Annotated in this window: 26 protein-coding genes and 1 tRNA gene; 16 read left to right on the top strand and 11 right to left on the bottom strand. The window is 69.1% G+C overall.

All coding sequences use genetic code 11. From position 1 onward, the window contains the following. Positions 1 to 12: 12 nt before the first annotated feature. The gene (locus tag AC07NB_RS07185; RefSeq protein WP_494571879.1) at positions 13 to 1698 is read right to left on the bottom strand and encodes a phage tail sheath family protein; all 1686 of its coding nucleotides are present in this window, start codon (positions 1696 to 1698) and stop codon (positions 13 to 15) included. Between the two features lie 147 nt (positions 1699 to 1845). On the opposite strand from AC07NB_RS07185, the gene AC07NB_RS07180 reads away from it, so the two are divergent. The 4 genes from AC07NB_RS07180 (at position 1846) to AC07NB_RS07165 (ending at position 5614) form a co-directional block, all read left to right on the top strand. Then, positions 1846 to 2511: a hypothetical protein gene (locus AC07NB_RS07180; protein ID WP_494571878.1), complete on the top strand. Its 666-nt coding sequence runs from the start codon at positions 1846 to 1848 to the stop codon at positions 2509 to 2511. Positions 2512 to 2658: 147 nt separating this feature from the next. Further along, positions 2659 to 4164 carry an RNA polymerase factor sigma-54 gene (gene rpoN / locus AC07NB_RS07175; protein WP_494571877.1) on the top strand — a complete coding sequence of 502 codons (1506 nt, stop codon included), beginning with the start codon at positions 2659 to 2661 and terminating at the stop codon, positions 4162 to 4164. Between the two features lie 242 nt (positions 4165 to 4406). Then, positions 4407 to 5072, top strand: coding sequence for a ribosome hibernation-promoting factor, HPF/YfiA family (gene hpf, locus AC07NB_RS07170; protein WP_492314055.1), 666 nt, complete (start codon positions 4407 to 4409; stop codon positions 5070 to 5072). Between the two features lie 74 nt (positions 5073 to 5146). After that, positions 5147 to 5614: a PTS sugar transporter subunit IIA gene (locus tag AC07NB_RS07165; protein ID WP_492314054.1), complete on the top strand. Its 468-nt coding sequence runs from the start codon at positions 5147 to 5149 to the stop codon at positions 5612 to 5614. 181 nt (positions 5615 to 5795) lie between these two features. Here AC07NB_RS07165 and AC07NB_RS07160 read toward each other — a convergent pair whose 3' ends face one another. The 4 genes from AC07NB_RS07160 to AC07NB_RS07145 form a co-directional block, all read right to left on the bottom strand. Further along, positions 5796 to 6056: a DUF1150 domain-containing protein gene (locus AC07NB_RS07160; protein ID WP_291835108.1), complete on the bottom strand. Its 261-nt coding sequence runs from the start codon at positions 6054 to 6056 to the stop codon at positions 5796 to 5798. Positions 6057 to 6138: 82 nt separating this feature from the next. Then, positions 6139 to 6558, bottom strand: a complete 420-nt coding sequence (locus AC07NB_RS07155) for an Hsp20 family protein (RefSeq protein ID WP_291835106.1) — start codon at positions 6556 to 6558, stop codon at positions 6139 to 6141. Between the two features lie 161 nt (positions 6559 to 6719). After that, a tRNA-Ala gene (locus AC07NB_RS07150) sits at positions 6720 to 6795 on the bottom strand. Positions 6796 to 6975: 180 nt separating this feature from the next. Then, the gene (locus AC07NB_RS07145) at positions 6976 to 7437 is read right to left on the bottom strand and encodes a TIGR02300 family protein (protein WP_291835103.1); all 462 of its coding nucleotides are present in this window, start codon (positions 7435 to 7437) and stop codon (positions 6976 to 6978) included. 247 nt (positions 7438 to 7684) lie between these two features. Here AC07NB_RS07145 and aroA point away from each other — a divergent pair, with 247 nt between their 5' ends. The 7 genes from aroA (at position 7685) to mscL (ending at position 12993) form a co-directional block, all read left to right on the top strand. Further along, positions 7685 to 8980: a 3-phosphoshikimate 1-carboxyvinyltransferase gene (gene aroA / locus AC07NB_RS07140; RefSeq protein ID WP_494571902.1), complete on the top strand. Its 1296-nt coding sequence runs from the start codon at positions 7685 to 7687 to the stop codon at positions 8978 to 8980. Further along, complete coding sequence (locus AC07NB_RS07135; RefSeq protein WP_494571876.1) at positions 8977 to 9246, top strand: hypothetical protein; 270 nt, start codon at positions 8977 to 8979, stop codon at positions 9244 to 9246. The genes aroA and AC07NB_RS07135 overlap by 4 nt, the downstream gene beginning before the upstream one ends. Then, the gene (locus tag AC07NB_RS07130; RefSeq protein WP_494572570.1) at positions 9243 to 9527 is read left to right on the top strand and encodes a hypothetical protein; all 285 of its coding nucleotides are present in this window, start codon (positions 9243 to 9245) and stop codon (positions 9525 to 9527) included. The genes AC07NB_RS07135 and AC07NB_RS07130 overlap by 4 nt, the downstream gene beginning before the upstream one ends. Beyond that, entirely contained in the window at positions 9524 to 10174 is a 651-nt protein-coding gene (gene cmk / locus AC07NB_RS07125; RefSeq protein WP_494571874.1) for a (d)CMP kinase, read from the top strand. The genes AC07NB_RS07130 and cmk overlap by 4 nt, the downstream gene beginning before the upstream one ends. 161 nt (positions 10175 to 10335) lie before the next feature. Then, positions 10336 to 12039, top strand: coding sequence for a 30S ribosomal protein S1 (rpsA, locus tag AC07NB_RS07120; protein ID WP_291835092.1), 1704 nt, complete (start codon positions 10336 to 10338; stop codon positions 12037 to 12039). Between the two features lie 244 nt (positions 12040 to 12283). Next, complete coding sequence (locus AC07NB_RS07115) at positions 12284 to 12568, top strand: integration host factor subunit beta (RefSeq protein ID WP_291835090.1); 285 nt, start codon at positions 12284 to 12286, stop codon at positions 12566 to 12568. Between the two features lie 11 nt (positions 12569 to 12579). Beyond that, the gene (gene mscL, locus AC07NB_RS07110; protein ID WP_291835088.1) at positions 12580 to 12993 is read left to right on the top strand and encodes a large-conductance mechanosensitive channel protein MscL; all 414 of its coding nucleotides are present in this window, start codon (positions 12580 to 12582) and stop codon (positions 12991 to 12993) included. 13 nt (positions 12994 to 13006) lie between these two features. Here the strand turns inward: mscL and AC07NB_RS07105 are convergent, their stop codons facing one another. Beyond that, complete coding sequence (locus AC07NB_RS07105; RefSeq protein WP_494572569.1) at positions 13007 to 14155, bottom strand: N-acetyltransferase; 1149 nt, start codon at positions 14153 to 14155, stop codon at positions 13007 to 13009. A 166-nt stretch (positions 14156 to 14321) separates the two neighbouring features. Here AC07NB_RS07105 and AC07NB_RS07100 point away from each other — a divergent pair, with 166 nt between their 5' ends. Genes AC07NB_RS07100 through AC07NB_RS07090 form a run of 3 tightly spaced genes read left to right on the top strand, consistent with a single transcriptional unit; the run spans position 14322 to position 19763 of the window. Beyond that, a complete protein-coding gene (locus tag AC07NB_RS07100) occupies positions 14322 to 14984 on the top strand; it encodes a hypothetical protein (RefSeq protein ID WP_494572568.1) in 663 nt (220 codons plus the stop codon). Next, positions 14890 to 16482 (top strand): Y-family DNA polymerase, encoded by a 1593-nt coding sequence (locus tag AC07NB_RS07095; protein WP_494571871.1) that lies wholly within the window; start codon positions 14890 to 14892, stop codon positions 16480 to 16482. The genes AC07NB_RS07100 and AC07NB_RS07095 overlap by 95 nt, the downstream gene beginning before the upstream one ends. Next, positions 16479 to 19763, top strand: coding sequence for an error-prone DNA polymerase (locus AC07NB_RS07090; RefSeq protein WP_494571870.1), 3285 nt, complete (start codon positions 16479 to 16481; stop codon positions 19761 to 19763). The genes AC07NB_RS07095 and AC07NB_RS07090 overlap by 4 nt, the downstream gene beginning before the upstream one ends. Before the next feature lie 23 nt (positions 19764 to 19786). Here AC07NB_RS07090 and AC07NB_RS07085 read toward each other — a convergent pair whose 3' ends face one another. From AC07NB_RS07085 to AC07NB_RS07065, 5 genes are all read right to left on the bottom strand, one after another. Next, positions 19787 to 20269 carry a hypothetical protein gene (locus AC07NB_RS07085; protein WP_494571869.1) on the bottom strand — a complete coding sequence of 161 codons (483 nt, stop codon included), beginning with the start codon at positions 20267 to 20269 and terminating at the stop codon, positions 19787 to 19789. Positions 20270 to 20294: 25 nt separating this feature from the next. Continuing rightward, entirely contained in the window at positions 20295 to 20483 is a 189-nt protein-coding gene (locus tag AC07NB_RS07080) for a hypothetical protein (RefSeq protein ID WP_291839156.1), read from the bottom strand. After that, positions 20484 to 21569, bottom strand: coding sequence for a 4-hydroxyphenylpyruvate dioxygenase (gene hppD, locus AC07NB_RS07075; RefSeq protein WP_291839162.1), 1086 nt, complete (start codon positions 21567 to 21569; stop codon positions 20484 to 20486). It lies immediately after the preceding gene. A gap of 237 nt (positions 21570 to 21806) precedes the next feature. After that, complete coding sequence (locus AC07NB_RS07070; protein WP_494572567.1) at positions 21807 to 23684, bottom strand: M1 family metallopeptidase; 1878 nt, start codon at positions 23682 to 23684, stop codon at positions 21807 to 21809. Between the two features lie 154 nt (positions 23685 to 23838). After that, entirely contained in the window at positions 23839 to 25098 is a 1260-nt protein-coding gene (locus AC07NB_RS07065) for a multidrug effflux MFS transporter (RefSeq protein ID WP_291839167.1), read from the bottom strand. Between the two features lie 80 nt (positions 25099 to 25178). On the opposite strand from AC07NB_RS07065, the gene arsC reads away from it, so the two are divergent. Further along, the gene (gene arsC, locus AC07NB_RS07060) at positions 25179 to 25538 is read left to right on the top strand and encodes an arsenate reductase (glutaredoxin) (protein ID WP_492314046.1); all 360 of its coding nucleotides are present in this window, start codon (positions 25179 to 25181) and stop codon (positions 25536 to 25538) included. 65 nt (positions 25539 to 25603) lie between these two features. Continuing rightward, entirely contained in the window at positions 25604 to 26065 is a 462-nt protein-coding gene (locus AC07NB_RS07055) for a hypothetical protein (RefSeq protein WP_291839174.1), read from the top strand. The last annotated feature ends 28 nt before the right edge of the window (positions 26066 to 26093 follow it).

Below are 26093 nucleotides of genomic sequence, written 5' to 3'. Positions count from 1 at the left end.
TTTGATCGCCTCTCACGGGGCGGCGACGATGGACCTCTTGGCCGTCGCTCGCCGCCGATCAGGGCGGGCCGTCCGCACCGCCACGGTCATCCGCAGGAACGCCATCGGCTTCAACGGGGCGAAGCCGATCTGGATATTGGCCACCCCCGCCGCCAGATCTTCCGCGGTGATGGTCGAGGCGTCGCAGCGCACGAAGAAGCTCTCTTCCGGCGTCGCCCCGGTCAGCGCGCCCTTCTTCCACAGCTCGCTCATGAAGTCCGACGCCCGCGTCGTCAGCTGGTCCCACAGCGCCGGACCGTTCGGCTCGGACGCCGCCCAGGCCGTGTTCACCCGCAGCCAGCTCTTCATGTACAGCGCCACCCGCTGTACGTGCACGTATTTGTAGTCGTCCTCGGGGCCGTCCCAATCCGTCGGAAAGACGTCCTCGAACCCTTTGTCCCAGGGGACGATAAACCCGCGCGGCGCACCCGCTGTGGTCCTCGCCCCCCAGATCGCGAAGCTGGTTTCCGACACGCCCAGCACGCCGTTGATGCCCCGCAGGAGCAACGTATCGAACGGGATCTGGTCCGACCGGCGTTGCTCCGAAGGGGGGACTGGCGGGGCCACGCCGTTCAGTGTCGCCGTTGTCCATGCGGGGGGCGTCCAAACGCCGCGTTCGCGATCCGTCCTCGCCCAGATCCCCGCGATATATCCGCAGTTGGGGAAGGTCCGGATCTTGTTGTTCCGGAGCGGGTCCGGCGCTCTAATGCGCGGGAAGTACACGGCGGCGTGCCGCGCGATCGGGTTCGTCGTGCGTCCCGCCCCGAACGGATTGCCCAGCTCCGCCAACTGGATGCTGTCGGCCTTGTTCGATTTGACGGCCTTCTGCCATATCCCCGGCGGATCGATGATCAGCATGGCGTCGCGCGCCTCGCAGTACTCCGCCGCCGTCTGATAGATCAGGTTCGCCGTGTCGCCGTCCAACCTGTCGGGGGGAATGCACAGGATGTTGAACAGCGCCGCCTTCTCCAGCGCGTAGAGCCCGAGCTTCGCGTTCTGATCTCCCAGCAGGCTGAACATCGACAGCGGCTGGGACGCGACGCCGCCGGCGCCCTGTCCGCTCGCCTCCGCTACCGGCGAGGCCACGGCCCGAAACACCACCAGCTTCGACTGCGCCGCCAGCACCGCCGCCGGTCCGCGCGCCGCCTGCGCCGGATCGAGGGTCAGTCCGGCGAACCGCTCCGTCCGTGTCCCGCCCCCGGCTTCGGACAGGGTCACCGTCAGGTCGAAGGTCCCGTCCGCCCCGGTCGTCACCGTCGCCGTCAGCCCGTTCCCCCATCGGCCCGGCGAGTTCGCCGCCAGCACCAGCGGACCGACCCTCACCACCGCGCACCCGTCCGCCTCACCCGGCTTCGGCCAGTAGAGCTCACGCCTCAGGTCCGTCCGCGGCGGCCGGATCAGCTGATACAGCCGCACCACCAGCGCCTGCCGCCCCCCGTTGTCGAAGAAGGCCCGCACCTGCCACGACACCCCGGACGTCTCCGCCAGCCCCCCGAACGTCGCCTCGTACTCCGCCCAGCTGTTCACCTCGACCGGCTCATTCACCGGCCCCCGCACGGTGCGCCCGACGAAGGCGGTGATGGAGGTGGGAACGTCGACCGGCGGCGGAGCGCCGGTCTCCTGCAAGCGGACTTCGGGATGATTCCTGCGGACCGACATCGTCTCCCCATGTCTGAGCAAGCCTGACATGGGGCGGCGCCCATGCAGGATTGTCCAGTCGCACGACGGCGTTCGACCGGCCATTGGGCCGCCGACCAATTTTGACGTACCGGCGTGCGATCATCCTCCCGACAGGAGGATCGCACCGTGCAGACAGACACCCCCGCCGCTCCACGCGGCCGCGCCGTCCACAGTCCCGAGATCTGGACGCAAGCCCGTCGTGACTACCTCGCCGGCGATTCCACCGAACAGGTCTGCGGGCGCTATGGCCTGAAGGAAAGGACGTTCAGGGACCGCGCCCGGCGCGAGGGCTGGCGCAAGGCGGACCAGCCCGATCCGCCGCCCGTCCCCGACGACGATCCCGAGGCGGATCAGCCCGTCGACTGCGCGGCCCTGGCCGAGGACGCCCTGGTCCGGGTGCGGCGCGCCTTGCGCCTGGGCCGGGCAGGGGAGGCGGCGTCGTGGATGCGGCTGCACGAGAAGCTGGCCGCGCGGCTGGAGGCGGACCGCGAGGCCGGGCGGCGGCGCGAGCGGGTCGCGCGATCGCGGGGCGCGGCAGGGGCGGAGGATCCGCTCGTCAGCGCCCTGGCGCCGCTGCGCGACCGGATGGCCTTCATCAACGGCCTGGGGACGGCCCAGGTCCGCGTCGGCCGCGCCTGGCGCCAGGGCTATATCTCCGATGGGGTCTATGACCGCCTGAACGGCCTGAACTCCGCCGCGGTCGGGGTGCTGGACCAGCTCCTCGCCGCCGCCGCCGCGCCGGGCGATCCGCCCTCTTCGCACCCGGATTTTTCCGCCGCGCCCGATCCGTGAGGGCGCCGCCGCCCGCCGCCGCCCGGACTCCTTTTCCCGGCGCCGCGCATGGGCGTTCCAACCCTTCAATCGCCGTTAACCGGTTCGGCGACAAAGTCGCCTCAGCAAGTTTCGGGCCACTCGGGTCCGAAGGCGGGGAGGCACGCGGTGCTCGGACAGAGGCTGGAGATCAGGCAGGGCCAGGGGCTGGTCATCACGCCCCAGCTGCAGCAGGCCATCAAGCTGCTCCAACTGTCCAACCTCGAACTGGAGGCCTTCGTCGAGGCCGAGCTGGAAAAGAACCCCCTGCTGCAACGCGAGGACGGCGATCCGGGCGAGGCCAATGACGCCACGCCCGAGCGCATCGAGGTCGCCGACCGCGCCGAGATGACCTTCGAGGACGGCCGCAGCGCCGACGCCGGCGACTCCGTCGATGCGCGCGGGGACGACGTCTACGGCGACGCCGCCCCGGGCGAGCGCGGGGCGGACCGCACCGACGACGGCCAGCCCGGCCTGACCGACTGGTCCCGCGCCGGCTCCGGCGGCGGCCTGCCGGACGGGGAGGGGCGCGAGCAGCCCGACACGCGTGAAAGCACCCTGTGGGAGCATCTGCAGGTCCAGGCCTCTCAGGCGGGCTTCTCGCCGGCGGACCACGGCATCGCCCTGACCCTGATCGACATGGTCGACGAGGGCGGCTACCTGCGCGGCGACCTGGCCGAGGTCGCCGACCGGCTGGGCGTCGGCGGCGAACGGATCGAGCGCGTGCTGGCCGTCTGCCATGGGTTCGAGCCGACCGGCGTCATGGCCCGCTCGGTGCCCGAATGCCTCGAATTGCAGCTGATCGAGCGCAACCGCTTCGATCCGGCCATGGCCGCCCTGCTGGAGAACCTGGACCTGCTGGCCAGGCGGGACCTGGCGGGGCTGCGCAAGATCTGCGGCGTCGACGCCGAGGACATGGCCGAGATGATCGCCGAGCTGAAGGCGCTGACGCCCCGCCCCGGCGCGGGCTTCGGCGGCGAGCCGGCCCAGACGGTCATCCCCGACGTCCACGTTAGGGCCGATCCGGCCGGCGGCTGGAAGGTCGAGCTGAACGCCGACACCCTGCCGCGCCTGATCATGGACAAGCGCTACCACGGCGTCGTCGCCGGCGCGGCGCGCACGGACGTCGACAAGACCTTCGTCGCCGAATGCGCCGCCCAGGCCAGCTGGCTGGTCAAGTCGCTGGACCAGCGGGCCAAGACCATCCTCAAGGTCTCGTCCGAGATCGTGCGCCAGCAGGACGCCTTCCTGGCCTTCGGCGTCGAGTTCCTGCGCCCCCTGAACCTGAAGACCGTCGCCGACGCCATCGGCATGCACGAGTCCACGGTGTCGCGGGTGACCTCGAACAAATACGTCTCGACTCCCCGGGGCGTGTTCGAGCTGAAATTCTTCTTCACCGCCGCCATCCAGTCGTCAGACGGCGGCGCGCTCCACTCCGCCGAGGCCGTCCGTCACCGGATCAAGTCGATGATCGACGGCGAGGGCCGCGACGGCGACGTCCTCTCGGACGACCGCATCGTCGAACTGCTCAGCGAGGCCGGCATCGACATCGCCCGGCGCACGGTCGCGAAATACCGAGAGGCGCTGCGGATTCCGTCCTCCGTCGAGCGCAAGCGGATGCTCAAGGCGGGCTGACGTCCCGCCACGGCGAACTGTTCGCATTTTGTTCTTGCTGTGGGCGGCGCAGAGGCGCTATGGTTTCGTCTGCTGATCATGGGTCGGAAGCGGGCTCAAAGCGCCCGGCTGTGTCGGGCCGGAAGGTCCCGAAGGGCCGACGGTCCGCGGCCCAAAAAAGAGTGCGACCAATCGCGCAAGCGTGACTGTCGATTTCCTTGTTCTTCGTTGACACCAATCCGGTTCGGTCGCGTTCTATCGACATGCAAGTCCAGGTCAGCGGCAAGCACGTAGATGTCGGCGAAGCGTTAGGCTCGCGCATCTCCCAGGAACTCGAAGACGGGATCGGAAAATACTTCGAACGCGGTGCTGAAAACGCCGAGGTCGTGGTGTCGAAGGACGGTCACGGCTTCAAGGTGGACTGTTGGGTCCGCCTTGCGTCGGGGCAGGCTATCGTCACCACCGGACTCGGCGGAGACGCCCACGGCGCCTTCTCCGACTCGCTCGACAAGCTCGAGAAGCGGGTCCGTCGTTACAAGCGCCGCCTGAAGGATCACCACATCGGGCCCAAGCGTCTCTCTCCGGAGAAGACCGAGGACGCCGCCCGCGAAGTCGCCCGCAGCATTGTCCTGCGCAATCCGGACGAGGTCGAGGACGACACCTTCGGCGAAGCCGGCGCGCCGGATGAGCCGCCGCCCGTCGGCATGGTCATCGCGGAGACCGAAACCGAGATCCGCACCATCACCGTCGGCCGCGCCGTGGCCGAGCTGGATATGACCGGCTACCCGGTCGTCGTCTTCCGCAACGCCGCCCACGGCGGCATCTCGGTGGTCTACCGCCGCCCGGATGGAAACGTGGGCTGGATCGACCCTGAGCGGAAGGCCGTCTCGCTCAACGGACACGGTTCGGTAAACGGTCGTACGTCATAGTGCTTCCCACAAGGGGGCGGGTGCTCTAAAGGGCGCCCGCCCACCCGGGATGATCGAGTAGAGTCGGGGTTCCAATGGACATCGGTGATTTGCTGGCGGACGGCGGTGTCGTTCTGCGCAGCGGCGCGTCGTCGAAGCGCCAGGCTCTTCATGTGGTGGCGGACGCCGCCGCACAGGCCCTCGGCATGTCCGAGGCGCGCGTGCTCGAAGCTCTGCTGGAGCGCGAGGCGCTGGGCTCGACCGGTCTCGGCTCGGGCGTCGCGGTTCCGCACGCCCGGCTGGAAGGCGTCAGCCGGGTGACGGCGGTCTTCGTGCGTCTGGATACGCCCGTGGCCTACGGCTCGGTGGACGACCGTCCCGTGGACCTGCTGTTCGCCCTGTTCGCCCCGCCCAGCGACGGCGCGGAGCACCTGCGGGCCCTCGCCGCCGTCTCGCGCGCCCTGCGCTCGTCGGAGATGCGCGAGCAGCTGCGCCAGGCCCACACGACCGACGCCATCCGCGCCCTGTTCGTGCGCGACCAGGTCCCGGCCACGGCCGCCTGATCAGAAAGTCGGGCCGAAAGGCCCGTCCTTAGCCCGCTCATCCCCGCGGATGCGGGGACCCAGTACTTTGGGTGATGTGTTGATGGGCGGGGAGCAGGCGAGGGTCGTCCTGAAGCTTTAACGCCAAGCTGGACAGAACTGGGTCCCCGCGTTCGCGGGGATGAGCGGAAGAGACAGGGCTCTAGTGGACCGACACCGGCTCCAGTTCGTGGGCCACGGCGGTGGCGAAGGCGGTCTCGCGGTCCGTCATGATGGCCAGGCGCTCGCCGTCGGCGCCGTGCACGGCGTAGAGGGTGGCTTCCGGATCCACGGACAGGCCCTGGATCGCCGTCGCGGGCGTATCGGCCATCACGTCGGCGGCGCGGATCTCGCGCACATAGACGAGGTCGGGGGCGCCCAGTTCGGCGAAGTCCTGTCGGGTCATCTTCAGTTCGGGCGTCATGCGACCGCCTCCTTACGTTCAGCTAACGCCTGTGCGGCGCTTGGGTTCGGCCCCGAAAGCGGCGGCCGGAGAAACAACGGGTTCAACCCGTCGTGATGGGGATGCGCCGCAGGACGGGAAGGTCCTCGGGGCGGCTCATGTCGACGTGCAGCAGGCCGTGCTCCAGACGGGCCTCGTCGACCTCCAGCCCGTCCGCCAGCACGAAGCTGCGGACGAAGCCGCGACCGGCGATGCCGCGATGGAGGAAGGCCTGGTCGGCCTTGCCGGCGTCCTCGCGCTTGCCGGCGACGGTCAGCTGGCGGCCTTCGATGGTGATCGCCAGGTCGTCCGGGCCGAAGCCCGCCACCGCCAGGGTGATGCGCACCGACCGCTCGCCGCGCTGCTCGACATTATAGGGCGGGTAGCTGTCGGCCGCCGCCCGCTGGGCGCGGTCGATCAGGGCCCGGGTATGGTCGAAGCCCAGCAGGAAGGGGCTGTCGAACAGGATGGTGCGCGTCGTCATGTCTCAAGCCCCCGAAGCAGGCATTCGCGCCGTCCACGCCCCCCGAGATCGGCAGGGCGCCGGCTGAAGGGTAGATGGGACCGGACGCCCGGCAGTGCAACGGCTCACGCTGACCAGGGCCGGAATTGGAGAAGGCCCCGCGGTTTCCCGCGGGGCCTTCATGGTGGAGCTTAGCGGAGTCGAACCGCTGACCTCTTGCATGCCATGCAAGCGCTCTACCAACTGAGCTAAAGCCCCGAACCGTTGCCGGTCAGTCCGCCGAGGTGTTGGTGTTGGCCCCCGGCGAGGCGGCGGAACCTATGTCAGGGCCGTTTGGTGATCAAGCCCGGTTCCACCATTTATTTTCGCCTTTTTCGAACGCTGTTCGGAAGGCGATTTCCGGGCGGATCGAACGCTGCCGATCCGCCCGGAATTTCGTCAGTCCTCGTCGGACGACGGCTTGCCGATTTCGTCTTCGAAGGAGTCGTCGTCCTCGTCCTCGATGAACGGAACCGAGTCGTCATCGTCGTCGTCGGCCAGGACGTCGTCGTCTTCGACGGCTTCGCCCATGCCCGATTCCTCGGTCGGGTCGACGACGGCTTCGTCCTCGTCGTCGGGGGTCAGGATCGGCTCGTGGCCTTCCTCGTCGATCTCCGGCGTCTTGACGTCTTCTTCCTCGTCTTCGTCGCCGTCGACCTTCTTGTCCTTGACCTGATCCTCGGCCTCGTCGTCCGCCGGATAGCCGGCCGGGCGGCCGCGGCGGTTGCGCAGCTTCAGCGCTTCTTCCGGATCAAAGTCGGTTCCGCACTTCGGGCAGTGAGCCGGTCGGCGGTTCAGGTCGTAGAATTTGGCCTGGCAGTTCGGACAGACCTGCTTTTGGCCCAGTTCGGGATTAGCCACGGGGGCGCCTCTCACGGTAGGGGGGAATTCGGGCGGCTCCCTTGCCACCCTTGGGAGCCGCTGTCAAAAGCCATCTCCTCGGCGAAATCGGTTCGAGAGCGCTGCGCGCTCCCGAACTCAGATTTCGCCGGACTTTAGACTTGGGCCATTTTCTGGATTCAGGTCCTTCAGACCTGAAGCAAAAATGGCCGTACGCCCGCGCCATCCCTGCCCCTTTGGAGACCGCCGGGTGACGAACTTCACGCATCTGACCGCCCGCCGCAGCCCCGCGCTGAAGGGCGCCGTGCGCGCTCCCGGCGACAAGAGCATGTCGCATCGGACGATGATCTTCGGCGCCATGGCGAGCGGCGTGACCGAGGTCGAGGGCCTGCTGGAAGGCGACGACATCCTGGCCACCGCCCGCGCCGCCGAGGCGTTCGGCGCGACGGTCGAACGTCTGGGGCAGGGCCGTTGGCGGGTGACCGGGCAGGGCGGCTTCCGCTCGCCGGATAGCGTGATCGACTGCGGCAACGCCGGGACGGGCGTGCGCCTGCTCATGGGCGCGGCCGCCGGCTATCCCGTCACGGCGACCTTCGACGGCGACGGCAGCTTGCGGAAGCGGCCGATGAAGCGGGTCACCGGCCCGCTGGCCGACATGGGGGCGCGCTTCAGCTGGCAGGCCGCCGAGGACCGGCTGCCGGTCGAGGTGTCGGGCGGCGGGCTGACCGCCATCGACTATGTGCAGACGGTCGCTTCGGCCCAGATCAAGTCGGCCATCCTGCTGGCGGGTCTGAACGCCGAGGGCGTCACCACGGTCACCGAGCCGGAGAAGAGCCGCGACCACACCGAGCGGATGCTGCGCGCCTTCGGCGCCGAGGTCGGGGTCGAGGCGCAGGGCGACGGCTGGAAGATCTCGCTGAAAGGCGGCCAACGGCTGACCGGAACCGCCGTGGCGGTGCCGGGGGATCCGTCCTCTGCGGCCTTCCCGCTGGCGGCGGGGCTGGTCGTTCCGGGCTCCGAGGTCACGGTCGAGGGCGTGATGCTGAACCCGCTGCGCACCGGCCTGTTCGACACCTGGCGCGAGATGGGCGCGGCCCTGACCATCGCCAACCGCCGCATGGCCGGGGGCGAGGAGGTCGGCGACGTCACCGCCCGCCACTCGGCGCTGAAGGGCGTGGTCGTGCCGGAGGACCGCGCCGCCTCGATGATCGACGAATATCCGATCCTGGCCGCCACCGCCGCCTTCGCGGAAGGCCAGACGGTGATGCGCGGCGTCGGCGAGATGCGGGTCAAGGAAAGCGACCGCATCGCCCTCATGGTCGCCGGCCTGCGCGCCTGCGGCGTGGCTGTAGAGGAGGAGCCGGAGGGCTTCATCGTCACCGGCGGCCCTGTCGCGGGCGGCGCGACCGTCCACACCGCCCACGATCATCGCATCGCCATGAGCCATCTGGTGCTGGGCCTGGCTGCCGACCGGGCCGTCGCGGTCGACGAGCCCGGCATGATCGCCACCAGCTTCCCGGGCTTCGTGGAGATGATGAACGGTCTGGGCGGTCTGATCGAATGAAGGCGCTGCGCGAGGTCTTTTCTCGCGGCGTTGCGATCCTGGGGCTCCTGACCTGTCTGGGCGGGGCCGGCTGGACGGCCTGGGTCGTGTGGCGAGGGATCGCCACCGGCATGGTGACCGGCAGGCACGGCGCGGTTCATCTGAGGATCGAGGGCGATTTCTTCTACTATTCGACAGTGGCCCTGAACGGCCTGGCCTGCCTGTTGTGGCTTGGCCTGGGGGCCTTCGCGGTCCTTGTGCTGGTCCGCTGGAAGGACTGGACGTGAGCCGTGCGTTCATGCGGCGGTCTTTCAAGGCCGTGACGACCTGGATCCTCGCGGCGCTGATGGGCGCGGGGTGTTGGCGGGGCGGATCGGAGCTGCTGGTCATTCTGGACAGAGGCGTGATACCCGGCCGCCGGGGGCCGTCGCTGCATCTGGCCGACAACCCCCTGGCGTACTGGGCCGTGTTCGCCTTCTTCTGCTCCGCGCTGCTGACGGCCATAGGCTTCACCCTCTTTCTGGCCTACGTCGGCTGGCGGCAAGCCATGGAGCATCGTCGATCTTGAGCAGGAACTTCATCATCGCCGTCGATGGACCCGCCGCCTCGGGCAAGGGCACCATCGCCGCGCGGCTGGCGGCCGAGTATGGCCTGCCGCACCTCGACACCGGCCTGCTGTACCGCGCCGTGGGCGTCGGCCTGCTGGATGCGGGCAAGTCGCTGGACGACGAGGCGGCGGCGGAAGCGGTCGCCCGGGCGCTGGACGCCGGCGACCTGACCGACACGGAGCGCCTGACCAGCGGCGAGGCCGGCGAGGCGGCCAGCCGGATCGCGGGCTTCACCGGGGTGCGCGCGGCGCTGCTGGCCTTCCAGAAGGCCTTCGCGGCCCAGGCCGGCGGCGCGGTGCTGGACGGGCGCGACATCGGCACGGTGATCACCCCCGAGGCCCCGGCCAAGCTGTTCGTGACCGCCACGCCAGAGGTGCGCGCCACCCGCCGCTGGAAGCAGCTGACCGGGCGGGGCGCCGTCATCGCGTTCGAGGACATGCTGGCCGACATCATCCGCCGCGACGAGCGCGATGCGGGCCGGGGCGCGGCCCCGATGGTGCAGGCGCACGACGCCGTCTTGCTGGACACGACCGATATGGATATAGAAGCCGCCTTCGATGCGGCCCGCCGTATCGTCGAGGCGGCGCGCGCGAAACACGGTCTTTGACCCGTTCCGCAAATCCAACGCTCCCATCCTCGGCTTCCGCGGGCGCTCTGGTTGAGCTTCAGCCTCGCGTCCCGACGACCTGACTCTTTCTTCTGAACCCCTCTTTGGCGCGGGACCCTTCGGTCGCGCGCTCAAGCCTTTTTCTCCAACCCCAGAGTTACATGACCGACACCCTCACCCCCACCCGCGACGACTTCTCGGCGCTGCTCGACGAAACCCTTCAGGGCCGTGACCTCGGCGAAGGCCAGGTCGTCCACGGCCGCGTCGTCGGCATCGAAAAAGACATCCTGATCATCGACGTCGGTCTGAAGACCGAAGGCCGCATCCCGGCCCGCGAGTTCGGCATCGGCGAAGGCGCCGTCATTCCGAAGCTCGGCGACAACGTCGAAGTCTATCTGGAGCGCGTCGAGAACGCCCTGGGTGAAGCGGTCATCAGCCGCGACAAGGCTCGCCGCGAAGAAGCCTGGACCCGCCTGGAAGTCGTGTTCGCCGACGGCCAGCCGGTCAACGGCACCATCGTCGGCCGCGTCAAGGGCGGCTTCACCGTCGACCTGGGCGGCGCCTCGGCCTTCCTGCCGGGCAGCCAAGTCGACATCCGTCCGGTGCGCGACGTCGCCCCGCTGATGGGCAAGGAACAGCCCTTCGCCATCCTGAAGATGGACCGCCCGCGCGGCAACATCGTCGTCTCGCGTCGCGCCATCCTGGAAGAAGCCCGCGCCGAACAGCGCACCGAGCTGGTCGGCCAGCTGCAAGAGGGTGAAGTCCGCGAAGGCGTGGTCAAGAACATCACCGACTACGGCGCGTTCGTGGATCTGGGCGGCATCGACGGCCTGCTGCACGTCACCGACATGTCGTGGAAGCGCGTCTCGCACCCGTCGCAGGTCCTCGCCGTCGGCGACACCGTCAAGGTCCAGATCGTCAAGATCAACCCGGACACCCAGCGCATCTCGCTGGGCATGAAGCAGCTGCAGGCCGACCCGTGGGACGGCGTGGAAGCCAAGTATCCGGTCGGCGCCAAGATGTCGGGCCGCATCACCAACATCACCGACTACGGCGCGTTCGTTGAGCTGGAAGCCGGCGTTGAAGGCCTGGTCCACGTCTCGGAAATGTCCTGGACCAAGAAGAACGTCCACCCGGGCAAGATCGTCTCGACCTCGCAGGAAGTCGACGTGGTCGTGCTGGATGTCGACGCCTCCAAGCGCCGCATCTCGCTGGGCCTGAAGCAGGCCCAGGACAACCCGTGGGACGCCTTCGTCGCCAACAACCCGATCGGCTCGACCGTCGAGGGCGAAGTCAAGAACGCCACCGAGTTCGGCCTGTTCATCGGCCTGGACAACGACATCGACGGCATGGTCCACCTGTCCGACCTGGACTGGAACGTGTCGGGCGAAGAAGCCATCCAACGCTACCGCAAGGGCGAAACCGTCAAGGCCAAGGTCCTGGACGTCGACGTCGAGAAGGAACGCGTCTCGCTGGGCATCAAGCAGCTGGGCGGCGATCCGATGGAAGGCGACACCTTCAAGAAGGGTCAGCAGATCACCGTCACCGTGACGGCGATCGAGACCGGCGGCATCGAGGTCAAGTTCGGTGAAGACGACGCTCCGGCGACCGCCTTCATCCGCAAGTCGGACCTGTCGCGCGACCGCAACGAGCAGCGCACCGAGCGCTTCTCGGTCGGCGACCGCGTCGACGCCATGGTCACCGGCATCGACAAGGCCTCGCGCCGCGTCTCGGTGTCGATCAAGGCCCTGGAAATGAAGGACGAGGCCGAGGCCATCGAACAGTTCGGGTCGTCGGACTCGGGCGCTTCGCTGGGCGACATCCTGGGCGCCGCCCTGCGCGAAAAGGCCGGCTCCAAGGACTAAGTCTCTTCGTCATCGACGAAAAAACGATCAGGCGGCCGGAGCGATCCGGCCGCCTTTTTCGTGCTCAAAGCCCGGGGGCGCGGCGGAACTCGTGTACGGTTTCCGTCCTTTAACCTACAATTCGCGGGCTTGACGGACGGTTGGGCCTTTTTCGCCGGGCGCGCGAGAGATAGGGTGGGCTTGCATCCCGAGACTGGATGCAGCCGTATGGGTACGGGCTGGGGCTGAACAGGGCGGGGGCTGCATGATCAAATCCGAGCTGATCGAGAAGCTCGCGGCCGAAAACACGCATCTGACCCATGCTGAGGTCGAGCGTGTCGTGAATGTCGTGCTGGGCCGCATGGTCGAGGCGCTGGGCGACGGCGGTCGCGTAGAGCTTCGCGGTTTCGGAGCCTTTTCCGTTCGGGGCCGTCCGGCGCGCGCCGGCCGCAATCCGCGCACCGGCGAGTCGGTCGAGGTGCCCGCTAAGGCGGTTCCCTTCTTCAAGAGCGGCAAGGAGCTGCGCGAGCGGCTGAACGCCACCGACTGACAGGACGCCCCATGGGACTGGTCACCGAGTTCAAGGAATTCATCGCCCGCGGCAACGTCATCGACCTGGCGGTCGGCGTCATCATCGGCGCGTCCTTCGGCAAGATCGTCACCAGCCTGGTCGAACAGGTAGTCATGCCGCCGATCGGCCTGGCGCTGGGCCGGGTCGACTTCTCGAACCTGGAATGGGTGCTGGTCCCCGAAAATCCGGCGACCGCCGAGATCGAGAAGGTGGCGATCCAGTACGGCGCCTTCATCAACACCGTGATCCAGTTCCTGATCGTCGCCGTCGTCATCTTCCTGATGGTGAAGCTGGTGAACAAGATGCGCCGCGAGCAGGCGGCGGCGCCGGAAGCCCCGGCCGCGCCGACCCCGACCGAGGCCCTGCTGGCGGAAATCCGCGACGAGCTGAAGGCTCGCCCCTAGCCCTGAAAGCCGTCTAGGCCTTGGAAGCGGTCGCCGGGGCGGCCCTCGGAGCCCGTGCGCCGCGCACCGCGCGTTCGAGCGGGACGGGCCGCAGGCAGATCGCATAGTCCCCGTCATAGGGCGTGGGCGACCACAGGGCCGGATCGGGCGCATCCTCTGAAAACTGGACGTGGCAGTGGCCCCAGCCGCCTTCGCGGCGGGCCGTGCGGGCGAAGTCGCCGAGCCGGAGCAGGTCCCGCGGCGTGACCATGGGCAGCCGCAACTTGGCCGCCCCCATGGCGCGGGCGGCGTCGCGCAGGGCCGTCATCAGAACCGGGATCGCGTCGGCGTGGGGCTGCAGGGCCTCCAGGTCGATGACCTCCAGCACCGGCGGCTCGAGGATGTTCGACTTGGCCATCATGGCCATGGCGTAGGCGACGACGGCGCCGTCCCGCTCGAAGGCCAGTATCAACGGGCGCTGGGACAGGTCGGGGTCCTGCAGACGCCACCGCTGGATCTCCGGGCTGCGGTCCGCCAGCAGCCGCCCCTCGTCCGTCAGCGCCTGCCAGAAGGCGGCGTAGGGCGAGGCGTCGCCGAAATCGGCCAGCAGGCTGACCCCGGGCGGCAGGACGGGACGGGCGACACGGCCCAGCCGGTCGTTCATCAGCTGCTCGCCCAGTCCCGACACGGCGCGGGGCGCGGCCGCATACAGCCGCCGCCACAGGCGGCTCAGGGCCAGGGGCAGGGGATCGACGACCCAGCTCAGCTTCAGCGCATGAGTCTGTTCGGGCCAGGCCAGCATGCCGTGGCGGGCATAGAGGGGCTGGGAGGTGGAATTGGCGTTGAGGGTATAGCGGACGAAGACATCGGGCTGGGAGGTGAAGGTCTTCAGCATGTGGCGGCTGGTCCCGCGCACGCTGGCCGTGACGATGATCGAGAAGCCCGTCGCGCCGTGCAGTCGTCGCCCGCCCAGCCGGAAGCGCTGGATCAGGTTGCCGACGTGGGCGGCGGGTTCGCCGTCGGGGCCGTCCGCGACCCAGCCCGCCGGCGCGCCGATGTCCAGCCGGGCCGGGTTGGCGTGCAGCCACCGCCACCCGGCCAGCGACCGTTCCGGCCAGCCCACGCTGCGGTGCAGGTCCTGCACCCTTGGATAATCCGCTTCTACGATCTCTCTGAGCGTCATGGCTGAGCTGTATCGTTTCGGGAGCGGGGCGCGCTCCACGGCGGTAAACGTGCAGGGAGCGGGCCAGTTCTACAATCACGGGTATATGCGTCTCCACCGGAACGGGAGGGGCGGAATCCGGTTTGACTCTTCGTGGATGAGAACAAATAATGAACATTCATCTTTCATGGTCGCCATGCCCCCCTTTCCCGCCGCATCGCCGGAGCCGTTTCCCGAGGCCGCCGCGCCTCTGGAGGAGGCGTGCGCGTCGACGCCGCGGGACATGGCGGCGACCGTTCTGTTCGCCCTTTCGCGGCGACGGGAGGACGACCGGCGCCCGGCGCTGATCGCCGCGCCCCGGGCGTGGTTTGGGGAGTATGGCCGACCCTATGGCCCCGGCCTGGCCGGGACGGCGCTGATCCTGACGCCCGTGTCGACCGCCGCCGAGGCGCTGTGGGTGCTGGAGCAGGCCCTGCGGTCGGGGGCGGTGTCGCTGGCGCTGGGGGCGGTGGACGGGGCCAGCCTGGCCCAGACGCGGCGGCTGGATTTCGCCGCCCGGGACGGCGGTTCGACCGGATTGATGCTGCCGCGAAGTCTGGATGGCCTGAGCGCAGCGCGACGGCGCTGGCGCGTGTCGGCGGCGCTGTCCGCGCCCGACGCCGACGACCCGCGGGCGCCGGGACAGGCGCGCCTGATCGCGGAGATGACGCGGGGCCGGGGCGAACGTCCCGGCGCCTGGATGCTGGAGCAGGATGATGAGACGCATCGTCTCCGTCTGGCTGATCGACTGGCCGGTTTCGGTCCGGCGCCGATCGCTGGAACGGGCGCGGCGTCCGGCCTCGCCGCCTGACCCCGCCCTGGACCCGCAGACCCCGTTCGCCCTGATCCTGAAGAACAGTCGGGGCGCGGCGGTGATCCACGCCCTGAATCCGGCCGCCCGCGCCGCCGGCCTGCGGCGGGGCCAGACCCAGGCCGACGCCCTGGCCATGATCCCGCACCTGCTGTGCCGGCCCGCCGATACGGCCGCCGACGACCGGGCCCTGGAGGCGCTGGCGGTCTGGGCCGAGCGCTGGTCGCCGTCGGTCAGTCTCGATCCGTCCGGCGAGGGGCTGGAGGGGCTGTTCCTGGACATCACGGGGGCGGCGCACCTGTTCGGCGGCGAGGCGGCCCTGCTGGCGCAGATCCGAACCCGGCTGGCCGAGGCGGGGACGGTCGCGCGGGTCGCCCTGGCCCCGACGTCGGGGGCGGCCTGGGCGCTGGCGCGCTGGGGCGAGGGCCGGGATCCGGTCGCCACGGACGAGACCGTCTCCGACCTGCTGGCCGACCTGCCGGTCGAGGCGCTGCGGCTGGACGACCGCACCGTCACCGGCGCTCGCCGGCTGGGGCTGAAGACCATCGGCAGCCTGTACGCCATGCCGCGCGCGGGTCTGGCGCGGCGCTTCCGGGACGGCGACGCCATCGGCTTGGTGCGGCGGCTGGATCAGGCGCGGGGGTATGTCGGCGAGGCCCTGACGCCCGTGCGCCCGCCCGCCCGCTATCGGGTCTGGCAGGCCTTCGCAGAACCCCTGGGCGATATCGAGGGCGTGGAGGCGCGCCTGCCCGAACTGGCCGCCGACCTGACGCGAGCGTTGGAGAGGGACGGGCAGGGGGCCAAGGCCCTGACCCTGACCGGCTTCCGCTCGGATGGGCTGACGACCGGGCTGTCGGTGCGCATGGGACGACCGGGGCGCGAGGTTCCGATCTGGATGCGGCTGTTCCGCGAGGCCGGGTTCGGACGGCTGGAGCTGGGCTTCGGCCTGGACGCGCTGATGCTGACCGCCGACCTGACCGAGCCCATGGCGGCGCGGCAGGGGGCGCTGGAAAGCGAGGCGGAGGCGAAGCAGGCCGAGAGCCTGGCGGCCCTGATCGACCGGCTGACCGCGCGGCTGGGCGAGGACCGGGTGCTGACGCCCGAACCGGTCGACAGCTGGATTCCGGAGCGCGCCGAGCGGCTGGTCCCCGCCCTGGGCCGGATCCCGGCGGCGGACCCGGCGGAGGCCGGTCGCCGCCCCCTGCTGCTGCTCGATCCGCCCGAGCCGATCGATGATCCGCTGTTCGACCTGCCCGAGGGGGCGCCCGCGCGCTTCACCTGGCGCCGGGTCAGCCGCCGGGTCGTGCGGGCGGAGGGGCCGGAGCGGCTGTCGCCCGAATGGTGGCGGCCCCGTCCCGACGGGCGCGAGGTCCGCACCCGTGACTATTACCGCGTCGAGGACGGCGAAGGCGGGCGCTACTGGCTGTTCCGCGAGGGGCTGTACGGGCGCGAGGAGGGTCGCGCGCCGTCGTGGTGGATGCACGGAGTGCTGCCGTGACGGTCTGGAACGGCGAATACGCCGAGCTGGGGGCGATGACGAACTTCAGCTTCCTGGAGGGGGCGTCCCACCCGGGCGAGATCATCCATCAGGCCAAGGCGCTGGGGATCGCCGCCGTGGGCGTGGCCGACCGCAACACCCTGGCGGGCATGGTGCGGGCGCTGATGGAGGCCGAGAAGGTCGGGCAGCAGCTGGTGATCGGGTCGCGGCTGGTGTTCACCGACGGGACGGCCCTGATCGTCTTCCCGCGTGACCGCGCCGCCTATGGCCGCCTGTGCCGTCTGTTGTCGCTGGGCAAGAGCGAGGCCGTGCCGCAGCCGGGCGCGGACCCCGAAGGCGAGCGGATCGAGAAGGCCGAGACCCGGCTGACCTTCAAACAGGCCGTGGGGCTGGGAGAGGGGATGATCGCCCTGGCCCCCGCGCCGGAGACGCCCGACGCCGCCTTCGAGACCCGGTTGGCGGCGTGGCGGGCGGCCTGGCCGGACGATCTCTACCTGGCCGCCGCGCCCCTGTGGCGGGGGGACGATCGGCGCCGGCTGAACCGGCTGGCGGCCATGGCCCAGCGCACGCGCGCGCCGATGATCGCCACCAATGCGGTGCTGTATCACCACGCCGACCGGCGCATGCTGCAGGACGTGCTGACCTGCATCCGCGAGGGGGTGACCATCGACAAGGCCGGACGGCGGCTGCGGGCCAACGCTGAGCGCGACCTGAAGACGCCCGCCCGCATGGCCCACCTGTTCCGGGGCCATGAGGCGGCGCTGGAGCGGACGATGGAGGTGGCGCGCGCCTGCAGCTTCTCCCTGCGCGAGCTCAGTTATCAGTACCCGGACGAACCGGTGCCGAAGGGCTGGACTGCGCAACGCCGCCTGATGCGCCTGGCCTTCAGGGGCGCGAGGGAACGCTGGCCCGAAGGCGTTCCGCCGAAGGTGCGGATCCAGATCCGGGACGAGCTGAAGCTGATCAAACTGCTGAAGTATCCGAACTACTTCCTGACCGTGCACGACATCGTCGCCTGGGCGCGGGGGCAGGAGAAGCCGATCCTGTGCCAGGGACGGGGGTCGGCGGCCAATTCCGTGGTCTGCTTCTGCCTAGGCGTCACCAATGTGAATCCGGCCGAGCAGGACGTGCTGATCGAACGCTTCATGTCGGCCGACCGGGACGAGCCGCCGGACATCGACGTCGATTTCGAGCACGAGCGGCGCGAGGAGGTGATGCAGTACGTCTATCGCCGCTATGGCCGGGATCGGGCGGCTATCGTGGCGACCATCATCCACTACCGCCCCCGCTCGGCGATCCGCGACGTGGGCAAGGCGCTGGGCCTGACCGAGGACGTGACCGCGCGCATGGCGGATACGGTCTGGGGCTCCTGGGGCGATGCGGTGAAGGACGAGCATGTCGATCGCACCGGCCTGAGCCGGGACGACGCGCGGATGCGGCTGGCGCTTCAGCTGACGGCCGAGATCATCAAATTCCCACGCCACCTGAGCCAGCATGTCGGCGGCTATGTGCTGAGCCAGACGCCGCTGCTGGAGATCGTGCCCATCGGCAACGCGGCCATGGACGACCGGACCTTCATCGAGTGGGACAAGGACGACATCGACCATCTGAAGCTGATGAAGGTCGATGTGCTGGCCCTGGGCATGCTGACGGCGCTGAGGCGCGGCTTCGACATGATCGCGGACAGCTATGGCCGCCGGCTGCAGCTTCACACCGTCCCGCAGGACGACGCCGAGGTCTACGGCATGCTGTGCAAGGGCGATTCCGTCGGGGTCTTCCAGGTGGAGAGCCGGGCCCAGATGGCGATGCTGCCCCGGCTGCGGCCCGAGGTCTTCTACGATCTGGTGGTGGAGGTGGCGATCGTCCGGCCAGGGCCGATCCAGGGCGGCATGGTCCATCCCTATCTGAAGCGGCGTCGGGAACGGCGCGAGGCGCGGGCGCGGGGCGAGCCCTATGAGATCGACTATCCCAGTCCGTCCCCGGAGCATGGTCCGGCGGACGAGCTGAAGCAGGTGCTGCACAAGACGCTGGGCGTGCCGCTGTTCCAGGAACAGGCGATGCGGATCGCCATGCAGGCGGCGAAATATACGCCCGCGGAGGCCAACAGCCTGCGCCGGGCCATGGCCACCTTCCGGCACATGGGCACGATCCATGAGCATGAGACCCGGTTCGTCAGCCGCATGATCGAGCGCGGCTACGACCCGGATTTCGCGCGAAGCTGCTTCGACCAGATCAAGGGCTTCGGGGAGTACGGCTTCCCGGAGAGCCACGCCTGTTCCTTCGCCCTGCTGGTCTACATCTCGGCGTGGATGAAGCACCACTATCCCGAGGTCTTCGCCGCCGCCCTGCTGAACAGCCAGCCCATGGGCTTCTACGCCCCCGCCCAACTGGTTCGGGATGCGAAGGATCATGGGGCCGAGGCGCGCCATCCGGACGTGAACATGAGCGACTGGGACGCCACGCTGGAACCGGCACCGGGTGAGACGCGCCGCGCCCTGCGCCTCGGCCTGCGATCGATCGACGGGTTCAAGAAGGCTTGGGCCGAGGCGATTATGACGGCGCGGGCCGAGGGGCCGTTCGCCGACCTGGACGATCTGCGCCTGAGGGCGCGTCTGACGCCGGCGGCGATGGACCGGCTGGCCGAGGCGGACGCCTACGGCTCGCTGAAGCTGACCCGCCGGCAGGGGATGTGGGCCGCGCGCGGGGCGCCGCCGGTCGCGGGCGCGCCCCTGTTCGAGGCCATGGGCCTGCGCGAGGCCGACGGCCGCCCGCCCGAGGCCCTGCCGGAACTGGCGCCGTCCGAGGAGGTGGTGGGCGACTACCAGACCCTGCGCCTGTCACTGAAGGGGCATCCGGTCAGCTATCTGCGCGACCGGCTGGCGCAGGCGGGGGCGCAGACCGCGGCGGATTATCCGCAGACGGCGAACGGCAGGCGGGTGGCCGTCGGCGGGGTGGTGCTGGTGCGCCAGCGGCCCGGCACGGCCAAGGGCGTCTGTTTCATGACCATCGAGGACGAGACCGGCGGGGCCAATCTGGTGCTGTGGCCCGATGTGTTCGAACGCCTGCGTCCCGTGGCCATGGGCGCGCGGATGGTGCTGGCGCGGGGCAAGGTGCAGACCGCCGAGGGGGTGACCCATCTGGTGGTCGAACAGCTCGAGGATTGGACCCCCATGCTGGGCCATCTGACCCCCGACGCCGCCCCGGGCTCAGGCCATGCGCCCACACGCGGCGGGCATCCGAGGGATGTGCGGGTGCTGCCGGGGTCACGGGATTTTCATTGAGGAGGCCGAGGGAGGTAGCGGACCTAGGCGTCATACTCCTGAAGGCCCAGGGCTTCGTTGCTTCTGAAGCGGCCCAGGCCCAAGGCCGCGAACTCGTCATGCGCCGTTCCGGCCTCGACGCCCAGCGCGCGAAGCACGGTACTGATCGGACTATCGTCGAGGGCGGGTTGATCCTCTCCTTTCGATGCGCTCAGAACCATCCGGCCTTGGTCAAAGAGCGCGGCGGCTTGTGAGCCTGCGCCTCCAAAATACTCGGTCTCGACATAGGCAAACGCGCCGCTTCCGGCAGCGGCGATCAAAGCCTCGCGTAGTCCTTCGGATAGATAGTTGAAGCCATCAAGATACACTCCTGGCTTCAGCGCCGTGAGCATGTCGATCTGCCGTTCACCCAGAGGAGCGGCGACGAGGCCGAACGACAGTTCTGTCGGTTTGGGGCAACCGGCGACCTCCAAGATCCGCGCGATGACGTTCGGGCTGCCGATAACGGCCGTGATGTGATGCGCCATAGGTCTTCCCCCTCGCTACGCCCGCTCACCCCTTCCGGTGCCAGCGCCACTTCCAGATGCGGTAGCCGATGATGGGGGCGAAGCCGCAGATCAGGGCCGCGGCCAGCACCGTCCAGAAACCGCCGCCCAGCCAGAACTCGCCCGCCAGCGCCCCGACCACGGCCGCGAGGAGCGGACCGAGCCAGGGCAGCCAGTGGGGCGGCCGCACCTTCATTCAGGCATCGACCTTGATGACGCCGCGACGGATCTGGTCCAGCTCGATCGAGTCGAACAGCGCCTGGAAATTGCCGTTGCCGAAGCCCTCGTTGCCCTTGCGCTGGATGATCTCGAAGAAGATCGGACCGAAGGTGTCCTGGGTGAAGATCTGCAGCAGCAGGCCTTCCTCGTCCGAACCGTCGATCAGGATGCGGTTCTTGCGCATCCGCTCCACGTCCTCGCCGTGGTTGGGCAGGCGTTTGTCGATCAGTTCGAAATAGGTCTCGATCGTGTCCTGGAAGGCCACGCCGCGCGCCTTCATGGCCTCGACGGTCTCGAAGATGTTCTCGGTTGTCAGGGCGATGTGCTGGATGCCCTCGCCGTTGTAGCGGCGCAGGAACTCCTCGATCTGGGAGTTGTCGTCCTGGCTCTCGTTCAGGGGAATGCGGATGGCGCGGTCGGGCGCGATCATGGCCTGGGAGAACAGGCCGGTGGCCTTGCCCTTGATGTCGAAATACTTCTGCTCTTCGAAGTTGAAGACCGAGCCGTAGAAGCCGGACCAGGTGCGCATCTCGCCGCGACGCACGTTGTGGGTCAGGTGGTCCAGGATCTCGAGCCCCATCGAATTCTTGCGCTCGGCCTCTTCCCAGCCCTCGATCTCGTCCCAGGCGTCGTAAAGCGAGCCGTTCTCGCCGTACTGGTCGATGACGTAGAGCAGCGAGCCGCCGATACCCTGCAGGATGTAGGGGTAGTCGTTCCCCAGCGCGCCGCCGGCGACGCCTTCGGCCTTGCGGGCGCCACGTTGCAGCGCGCCCTCGAAGGCGGCCTTGGCGTCGGCGACGCGGAAGGCCATGCCGTTGGCCGACGGACCGTGATCGGTCGCGAACTCGCCCGCCTGGCCCTTGGGCGACAGGTTGACCAGCATGGTGATGTCGCCCTGCTTCAGGCGGACGACGTTGTTGGCCGGGTTCACGTGGGTGCGGGTGAAGCCCATCAGTTCCAGGCGGGCGACCATGGCCTCGGGCTCGGGGCCGGTGAATTCGACGAACTCGAAGCCGTCGACGCCGAGGGGATTGTCCTGATCGATACGGGCGGCGTCAGTCATGTGGCGTCTCCTGAAGGGGTGTCGGCGAAGGCCGATCTTGTGGGGCGGAACCTAGTGTCGCGGGGCGGTGAAGCCAAGGTGGCGCCGGACACAGCTTCGTGGGTCCCTCTCCCTCCCCGAAGTGGGGAGGGATGTCGGCGCGTAGACGACAGGGTGGGGTTCGTATCCGAGCGCTCGGTTCCCCACCCGTCTCGCTTCGCGAGCCACCCTCCCCAGAAGGGGAGGGAGAGGCTTTGCTCAGTTCGGCCGGCCCACGACGGCGTCGACCGAGTTGGTCGTGACCGGGTGATAGCCGGGACGGGCCTGGGCGTAGATGCGGGTGGCGATGGGGCGCCCCCATTCGTACTGGGCCCACAGGCTGGTGAAGAGCGGCAGCACGAATTTGCGGCGGCCCTGGGTGGTCAGGAAATGCTCCAGCGTCGGCACGGCGGGCTGGTAGCGGTGCTGGACCGCGATCTGCAGCCAGGCGAACAGGACCTCGGCGTTGCCTTCGGTCTTCAGGTGCAGGGTCGATTCCAGGTCGGCGAGCTGGGCGTCCGAGAACCAGCGGCCGCTGGCCGGCGGCACGGGCGGACGCCAGGCGAGGAAGCGCTGGCGCTCCTGCGTCGACCAGTTCGCCCACGGAACGGCCGAGGCCGGGCCGCCGGCGGCGAAGGCCCGCGCCGCCGCATCGACCGGAACGAAGGCGTTGGATACCGGCGGCTGCCAGTTCGACGGCATGCCCGGCTGGTAGATCCAGGCGTCCATCATGATCTGGTCTTCCAGCGCCTTGGTGGTCACCAGATGCGCGCGGATGTCCTGGAGGAACAGTTCGGTGGTCATCGGGCGGAAGGCGTTGCGCTCGAAATAGCCCTTCAGCCAGGCGTCGAAGCGCTCGCGGCCGACGATGCGCTCGATGGTGCGCAGGAAGGCGGCGCCCTTCTCGTAGGCGACGTCGGTCAGGCCCTCGTCCGGATCGCGGCCGTCGAGTTCAAGCTTCAGGCGGGTGTCGGCGGGCGGCAGGTCGGCCAGCGTCGTCTGCAGGTCGCCCCAGCCCAGGGATTGCAGCATCAGCGCCCGGTCGGGGCCGTACAGGGCCTCCATGATCCGGTTCTCGAAATAGACCGTGAAGCCTTCATTGAGCCAGAAGTCGGCCCAGGTGGCGTTGGTCACCAGGTTGCCCGACCAGCTGTGCGCCAGTTCGTGCGCCACCAGCGACACCAGCGATTGGTCGCCGGCGATGATGGTCGGGGTGGCGAAGGTCAGGCGCGGGTTTTCCATGCCGCCGAACGGGAACGAAGGCGGCAGGACCAGCAAGTCATAGCGGCCCCAGCGGTAGGGGCCGTAGAGCTGTTCGGCCACGTCCACCATGCGGGCGGTCGGGACCAGTTCGTTATGGGCGGCGCGCAGACGCGACGGCTCGGTCCAGACCCCGGTGCGTTCGTCGATCGCGGCGAAGTCCACGTCGCCCACGCCGACGGCGATCAGATAGGGCGGGACCGGATTGGTCATGCGGAAGCGCCAGGCCTTGCCGCCCTCGACCGGTTCGCCGTCCGTGGTCAGGGTCTCGGCGCTCATCACCACCTTGAGGTCGGCCGGCGCGACGATGCGAGCGTCCCAGGTCTGGCGGATGCCGGGGCTGTCCTGGGTCGGAACCCAGGTGCGGGTCAGGATCGCCTGCCCCTGGCTGAACATATAGGGCTTGCGGCCGCCCGCCGTCTGGGCCGGGGTCAGCCATTGCAGGGCGGCGGCGTCCGGGCGGGTCGAATAGCCGATCACGACCTTCTGCGTCGCACCGGCGGCCAGCGCCGGGAAGCGCACGGTCAGGGCCTGGCCGAGGATCGGATCGGAGGGACCCGTGCTGTGCTGCAGCGCCGCGCCCGAGCCGTCGGTGACGGTGCGGATGTCGAGGTTGCGGACGTCGAGGATGACCTCCGTCGCGCCGGGCACGCCCTGGATGTCGAGGGTGGCCGTGCCGGACAGGGTGTTGGTCTGGAAGTTCGCGGCCAGGTCCAGCGCGACGTGGCGGACGTGGGCGATCTCGGGCCGGGCGTAGGAGTGGACGTCGCGCACATACTGGATCGGCGCGGTGGCCGAGGCGGGCAGGGGCGGCATGTCGGAGCCGGAAGCGGTCATGGCGCATCCTCCCAGGGCGGTGGCGAGCGCGAGCGCGGAGACGAGGCCGAGAGTCCGGATCATGGTGCGTCCTTCCTGTGGCCCGCCGCCGTTCGGGCGTATCGAGGCCGTGTTCTTTTCGCTGGCCGGACAACGCCCCGGCGCAGCGAAAAGATCAAGAGGCGCGCGCGACGGGCGTCAGATGTTTGGCGCGGAACAGGTGGCCCCGCTCTGCGATCAGGACGAAGACCAGGGCCAGAACGCCCATGACCGTGAAGCCCAGCGCCATGGGAGTGGCCGAGCCGTTGAACGACTGGCCGATGGCGAAGCCCATCAGCGAACCGATGATCGTGGAGATGAAGCCCTGGGCCGAGGAGGCGGTGCCCGCGATATGGCCCATGGGCTCCATGGCCATGGAGCCGAAATTGCCGGCGATGAAGCCGAAGCAGAACATGGTCAGGGCCTGGAGGATGGCGAAGGTCCAGATCGACTCATGGCCGCTCAGGTTCACGGCGCTGTGGATCACACCCATGGCGATGAAGCCCAGCAGGGCGGTGTGGGAGATCAGGCGCGAGCCCAGCTTCTCGACGAAGCGCGAGTTCAGCAGGCTGGCCACCGCGATGCCGCCGGCGATGGCGGCGAAGATGGTGGTGAACAGCTCCGGCGCCTTGAAGACATCGTAGAAGATCTGCTGGCTGGAGTTGATGAAGCCGAACAGCGCCCCGGTGATGCAGGTCATGGCCAGGGTGTAGCCGATGGACACCCGGTTGGTGACGGCCTCGCGGAAGGCGCCGGCGATGCGGCGGGCGTTGATGGGCAGGCGGTCTTCCGGATGCAGGGTCTCGGGCAGGCGGATCGCGGCCCAGGTCAGGACGACCGCCCCGAACACAGCCAGCACGCCGAAGACCCAAGGCCAGGGCGCGACGGTCAGGATCAGCTGGCCGACCGTCGGCGCCAGGATGGGCACGCCCAGGAAGACGAGGAAGCTCAGCGACATGACCCGCGCCATGGTCCGGCCGGAGTAGCGATCGCGCACGATGGACACGGCCAGCACCCGGGTGGCGGCCGCGCCGATGCCGGTCGCGACGCGGGCGGCGATCAGCAGGCCGAAATTCGGGGCGAAGGCGCAGGCGACGGCGAAGACGACATAGATCAGCAGGCCCGCGATCAGCACCGGCTTGCGGCCATAGCGGTCGGCCAGCGGGCCGTACACGATCTGGGCCCCGCCGAAGCCGAGCAGATAGGCGGTGATGACCCACTGGCGGCTGTTCTCGGTGACTACGCCGAGCGCCTCGCCGATGTTGGGAAGGGCCGGCAGCATGGAATCGATGGCGAGCGCGTTCAGCGCCATGAACATGGCGATCAGGCAGACGAACTCGGGGAACCCCGGGCCCTTGGCGGCGGGCGGGGCGGCGTCGGGCGTGGGGGAGGTCATCGGGGCCACATGCGGTCGGGGTGCGACAATCGCAACCGGTGGGCGGTGAAAAGATCGACGGAGTGGCTATAAGGCCGCCCATGACCGTGACCATCTTCCACAATCCGAACTGCGGCACCTCGCGCAATGTGCTGCAGATGATCCGCGACGCGGGCCAGGATCCGCAGGTGATCGAGTACCTGAAGACCGGCTGGACGGCCGAGGGGCTGAAGGCGCTGTTGGCCGAGGCGGGACTGACCCCGCGTGAGGCGATGCGGACCAAGGGCGAGGCGGCTGGGGCGCTGATCGGCGAATTGGGCCTGCTGGAGGCGGGCGTCTCTGACGACGCCATCCTGGCGGCCATGGTCGCGCATCCGATCCTGGTCGAACGGCCGTTCGTCCGCACGCCGAAAGGCACGGTGCTGGCGCGGCCGAAGGAAACGGTGCTGGACGTTCTCTAGCGTTTCTTGCCGGGCGAACGGCGGTCTGCTTACCCTTCGGAGAGAGCAATCGGGGGATCGACCACATGTCCAGACTCATCGCCGCGGTCGTGCTGATCGCCGCTGTGGGCGCAGCCGCCTGCACGCCGACCTATGTCGCGCCGAAAGGCGCGCCAACCGCCCATATCGCGCTGACGCGCGGGGCCCTGACCGACGCTGATCACGCCGAGCTGATGGTGTCGAACGCGGAGTGGTCGCGGCGGGCGAACATCTCTGGCGGACTGCTCTTCGCCTATGACAAGCCCGAGGTCATCGCGGCCGGCGTCCCGATGTATTTCGAGTTGCAGACCGAGCGGACCGCGGGCGTCACCATGATCTTCTGCGGCTCGCATTTCGTCTTCGTGCCGGCGGCGGGCCATAGCTACGTCGTGTCGCCCAACGAGGCGGGGACGCGCTGTTCGCTGACCCTGACGGACGCCGCCACGGGCCGGACGCCCGACACCTTCCGCGTCGAGCCGGTGCAGGAAGGCTGGAGTCCGGCAGACTGAACGGCGGCGCCCAGGGCGCGAACAGGCC

Source organism: Brevundimonas sp. GW821-FHT09G01, from assembly GCF_059416065.1.
The sequence above is the reverse complement of the archived record's forward strand: the minus strand, read 5'-3'. Positions and strand labels throughout refer to the sequence as shown.